The sequence below is a fragment of the uncultured Gimesia sp. genome, assembly GCF_937919775.1.
Lineage (GTDB): Bacteria > Planctomycetota > Planctomycetia > Planctomycetales > Planctomycetaceae > Gimesia.
The window spans coordinates 1-4,941 of record NZ_CALFPF010000762.1; the positions used below are offsets into that span (position 1 = coordinate 1).

General features: G+C 49.0%; 4 protein-coding genes. 1 reads left to right on the top strand and 3 read right to left on the bottom strand.

Annotated features, from left to right (window positions below; all coding sequences use genetic code 11):
- Nucleotides 1-225: 225 nt before the first annotated feature.
- The gene (locus Q0294_RS21585; protein WP_299469584.1) at nucleotides 226-525 is read right to left on the bottom strand and encodes a hypothetical protein; all 300 of its coding nucleotides are present in this window, start codon (nucleotides 523-525) and stop codon (nucleotides 226-228) included.
- 511 nt (nucleotides 526-1,036) lie between these two features.
- Here Q0294_RS21585 and Q0294_RS21590 point away from each other — a divergent pair.
- Nucleotides 1,037-1,783 carry a sugar phosphate isomerase/epimerase gene (locus Q0294_RS21590; protein ID WP_299469586.1) on the top strand — a complete coding sequence of 249 codons (747 nt, stop codon included), beginning with the start codon at nucleotides 1,037-1,039 and terminating at the stop codon, nucleotides 1,781-1,783.
- A 188-nt stretch (nucleotides 1,784-1,971) separates the two neighbouring features.
- On the opposite strand, the gene Q0294_RS21595 is transcribed toward Q0294_RS21590, so the two are convergent.
- Together Q0294_RS21595 and Q0294_RS21600 are read right to left on the bottom strand one after the other, a co-directional pair.
- A complete protein-coding gene (locus tag Q0294_RS21595; protein WP_299469588.1) occupies nucleotides 1,972-3,756 on the bottom strand; it encodes a S1 RNA-binding domain-containing protein in 1,785 nt (594 codons plus the stop codon).
- 180 nt (nucleotides 3,757-3,936) lie between these two features.
- Nucleotides 3,937-4,869, bottom strand: a complete 933-nt coding sequence (locus tag Q0294_RS21600) for a formylglycine-generating enzyme family protein (protein ID WP_299469590.1) — start codon at nucleotides 4,867-4,869, stop codon at nucleotides 3,937-3,939.
- Nucleotides 4,870-4,941: the final 72 nt, after the last annotated feature.

The window sequence follows — 4,941 nt, forward strand, 5'->3', positions numbered from 1 at the left end:
CACTCTGACTGCATTCTCGATTTCAGGATTGCTGGAGTTCATAATCGATGAGGACACTACTTCGAGATTTCTAAAAGTTCTCTGCCGGGTATTCGGCAGACGCTACCGGAATTATATACCGGACGGGGGGCGAGATTCATTGACAGTATCATAAAAAAAAGGAGTCGTCTGAGGAAATTCTCAGTCAACTCCTGGTTCGATTTCTCGCTGGAGAAAGATGCCTGCTTATTTTAGAAAGAAGTCATCTGGTCCTTTGTGTGTGTAGTAAGGATACTGCACAACCCCCAGAGGCTGGTTTTGCTGTGGGTACACTGCTGCCGGGGGGTTGTATTTGTATGTCTGGTAATTTCTGGGGCGGCAGTTTTGCTGATAGACATTTTTATGTCCGTTGTTCCAGCCGGCTCCAGGTGGGCAATAAGCGCCATGACGATTATGTCCCATCTGCTGGATGGGTGCCTGCTGGCCTGCATACTGCTTGTGCATGAGTTGCTGATACTGAACCATCTCAGCCTGCTGCTTCATCATGAATTCGCTGTCGCCCGACTGACCCCGTACAACCTGGCTATTTGTGCACCCTACGCATAACGGTAGAATCAAACAAGCGGCCATACTACATAAAAAATGAGGCTTCATTGGCTTCCCTTCCCCCTGAATTCTTGATTATGAACAGATACAGCCTGAAACTGTGATACTACCTACAATTGAGTGTCGATTCTGTCCGATAGAAATTGTGCAATTTTCGCCTTTGGGCAGACCACTCCTTGATCACCTGAGACTTAGTTGTTTTATCGGCCAACAGAGACCAAACAATTGTTAAAATCCCCAAGAAATGGAAAACCGCTGTAATAATCAAAACTGATCGACCTTGCAGAATCGTTAAAACCGGGATAGATTATCATAGTATCCTACTCTATGACTTGATCTGCAAAAAATAGTTAAAGTGGGTTGTTTTCAAGTTTGAGTTTTTTAGGCAAGACATAGTCAGTGACGAATAGCTCATTCTGAACTGTTATTTGCCAACAAGGGAGTGTTCGGCGTGTTTGTAGCTGCATCATCACGTTGTTTTTCCGATGAATCGTTTGAGGTAAGTTGTGAACGGCTAACGGATCTGGAATTTGACAAAATCGAGATCTGGATGGATGAAGAGAGTGATCACCTCAAGCCATCAGAAGTTGCCCAGTCACCGGAAGAATTCAATTCACGTTTTCGAGAAGCCACCCGGCTCACGCCGATTGCCTTTTGTCTGGAAAACGATATTAGTCCAAAAAACTTTCAATCGCTGTGCAAAGCGGCGAAGTTGCTGCGGATTGCTCAGATCACAATTCCCGCTTCTCCAATGGGAACTCCGTTTAATTCAGAAATTGACCGGTTGAAGCAGTTACTGGAAATTGCCAGCCGCAACGGCATCTGTCTTTCGATCAAAACCAAGACCGGCCAGTTGACGGAAGATCCCCGGACGGCGACGGAACTTTGCCAGTCGGTCAAAGGCTTAGGGATCACACTCGATCCCAGCTATTATACCTGCGGACCTTACAGCAACACTTCGTATGATCTGGTATTCCCATATGTGTGTCACATTCACCTCAGGGACTCCACCAGAGATCAACTGCAGGTTCCGGTTGGTTTGGGTGAAATCGACTACAGCCGCCTGATCAGCATGCTTGAACGTCAGGAATATCATCAGTTCCTTTCTGTCGAGATCATCCCTGCTTTACTGGGTGACGTGGATCGCGCACTGGAACTGCGCAAGCTGAGAATGCTGCTGGAATCAGTCGTCGTTTAACAGCCGCAAGCCTGTTGAGTGAATCTTTTCAGAGCGCGTTTCACAAAATCGCAGCGACCTGTAATCGATTACTGTTCGAACCCGTGGTGCTCAAAACACTAAAATCAATCTACCAAAAAAACAACGGAGTTTGTCTCGAAAAGACAGACTCCGTTGTTTGATTTTGATGCAGTAGAAATGAGCTTCAGTTACTTGTAATCAGTGGGATTACCAAACAAACCACCACCGCCGCCACCAGCGGTATCAGCGGCGTTGCCGCCCCGCAGTGGCCCTTTGTGTTTTCGCTCGTAGGCTGCTGCCTGCTCTTCGACGACCACAGCCTCTTCCGGTTTCTCGGTCATCGCTTTCAGGGACAAGCTGATTCGTTTCCGGTTGGGATCGACTTCCAGTACCTTGGCAGAGATTTCCTGTCCGACACTCAGAATCTCGGTGACCCTCTTAATGCGACGGTGATCGACTTCACTGATATGAATCAACCCTTCCAGGCCCGGCTCCAGTTCGATAAACGCGCCGAATTCTGTGGTACGTGTGACTTTTCCTGTAACAGATGCACCTGATGTATAGCGGTCTTCTGCCAATTGCCAGGGATCCTGTTGCAATTGCTTCATGCCCAGACTGATCCGGTTTTTCTCGCGGTCAATTTTGAGAATTTTGACATTCACCTGCTGCTGTTCGGTCAGCGCGTCTTTGGGATGTTTGATGCGGTTCCAGCTCATCTCACCGATGTGCAGAAAACCATCGATGCCTCCCAGGTCAACGAAGGCACCATAGTCCTTGATGTTCTTGACAATACCTGTCAGTTCCTGACCGACGGCCAGTTTTTCCCACAAGTCTTTCTGAATTTCTTCCCGTTCCGATTCCAGATATTTCCGGCGACTGACCACCAGATTTCGTTTCTTCGGATTGACCTCGGTAATTTGCACGGTCATTTTCTGACCCACAAACGGTTCCAGGTCGCCCACGAAATACAGGTCAACCTGACTGGCCGGCAGAAAGCCCCTCAGACTTCCAACACTGACTTCAAGGCCCCCTTTATTTGATTTATTCACCATACATTCCACAATCTGTCCGGCAGCAACGGCGTCCCAGTCTCCTGCCGGCTTGTGACGCCCACGTGGTAATGAGAGTACAATCAGCCCTTCTGCTTCTTTGACACTGGTCACTCTGACGTCGACTTCCTGACCAATCGCCGGAGTCTTCTCGCCGAACTGTCTCAGCGGAATAATGCCCGGAATCCCCAAAGCCCGGTTTCCCAGGTCGATGAAGACGTCGTCATTGTTGATCGACTCCACTTTCCCTTTGAGACGATCTCCTTCCGCCAGTCCCTCTTCCAACTTACCCGAGGGGCCTGCGGCGGCGGGTGTAGGTAACGTGATATCTTCCGCAGTTTCTTCTGCTGCAACTTCTTCGTCACTCAGAGTTTTGGGAAGCTGCTTTGCTCCCTGACCTGATAAGGCTGCAGCCAGTTCCGCTTCCAGATCATCGCCGATATCATCCACTTCGGGCGGGATATCGATGGGGGTCGCTGCCTGTGCAATCTGCAACATGGCTGCTTCTTCCAGTACTTCCCGGCTCACTTCCTCTTTTTTGTCTGTTTCTATTTTTTTGTCTGCTTCTTCATTGCCGGAGCTTTGTGGCAAAACGGGTACACTGGAACCGGTTGAGGGAATCGCCTTAAACTGTGCGGGATCCACAGTGGGCTTCAATTGTACTTTGCGTTCTGCTTTCGCAGGCTCCTGCGTTTCCGATGCCGAAGATTCAATGGTAATCTCTTCACCGCTGTTTTCTGTGGCGGGTGCAGATTCCGGGGTAATCGCAGCTTGAGGTTCTTCCATCTTGGCGGAGGGAGCGACTTCATTCATACCAGCTTCGTCAGTGACGGGAATTTCAGCAGCCTGATCAGCCGATGATTTCGCTTCTAAGGCTTCTTCGCTGGTTTTGATTTCTTCAGTTGATGGTTGCTCTGAACTCATGGGAGATGAACCTTCTCGCCTAATTACATACTTTAAAATAACAGGGACTATTTGAAACGCACGTCTAGCTCAATGCCAGCCAGACTCCATTTAATCAGTCAAAACCAGATTTCATGTCGAAAGCCTCTTGAACTATGTAAAAGAGTATCACCGCTGCTACGCCCCTGCAATTCGCAGAGCCTAGTTTTCCGATTTTTTCACTTTTGCTTTCACACAACGTAACCCCAGTGCAGGACTGGAAGTTGCTGGTGCCACCTTTGTACGAAATGCAGATCTGAGACGATCATGGCGATCAGTCCACGCTCCTCCTCGAATCACACGTGAGCTGTCCGGAGCCCCTGCACCCCACACAGTACCATCCCCGGGAGCATTTTTATAGTTATCGTGCCAGGGATCTGCGACGAACTCCCAAAGGTATCCGTGCATGTCATATAATCCCCACGGATTCGGTTTCAGAGCACCCACGGGGGGATCATTGCCGGCCGCATTACCGGTATGCCACGCATATTCATCCAGAATTCGAGCAAGTTTGCCTGCATCTCCCGGTTTTTGTGCGTCATCACCAAAACTATATTCAGTGGATGTGCCTGCCCGACAGCAGTATTCCCACTCGGCTTCGGTGGGGAGACGGATTTCCTCATCGGCGGCAATGAATGCTGCTTTCCGTAACAGAACCGTCAGTTTCTCACAAAACGCATTCGCGGTGCGCCAGTCAAACATTTCAGCCCCGTTGCGTGGACCTTTCCAGCGACTGGGATTTTCCCCCATGACCGTCTCGTACAGATCTTGAGGAACTTCATACTTGCTCATCCAGAAATCCGACCCAAATGTCACCGTATGAACAGGCTTTTCTGCTGGCTCACCTTTTTCAGAGCCCATTTGAAAGGTTTTCGGGAACATCCCTTTGCCGGGAGTAATCGGCACGAGTTCGCTGACGAACAGTTTTAACAAGGCAACCTGCTGCGCGTCTGCTGAAGCCTTATCGGTTGCGGAGGCTTTACCGGGTTTCTCATCAGCCGACAGGTTTCCCGCGCCGTTCAGAAGAAAGAATATTGTTCCTGAGAGACAGACAAGTTGTCGGAAAATCTGTGTAAAACGATTGAGTTGATTCATGTGCTTCACTACAGGATAAAAATTTGTTAGGGTACAATTCGAAATTGTATTTTATCAATGCGGAATGGAATT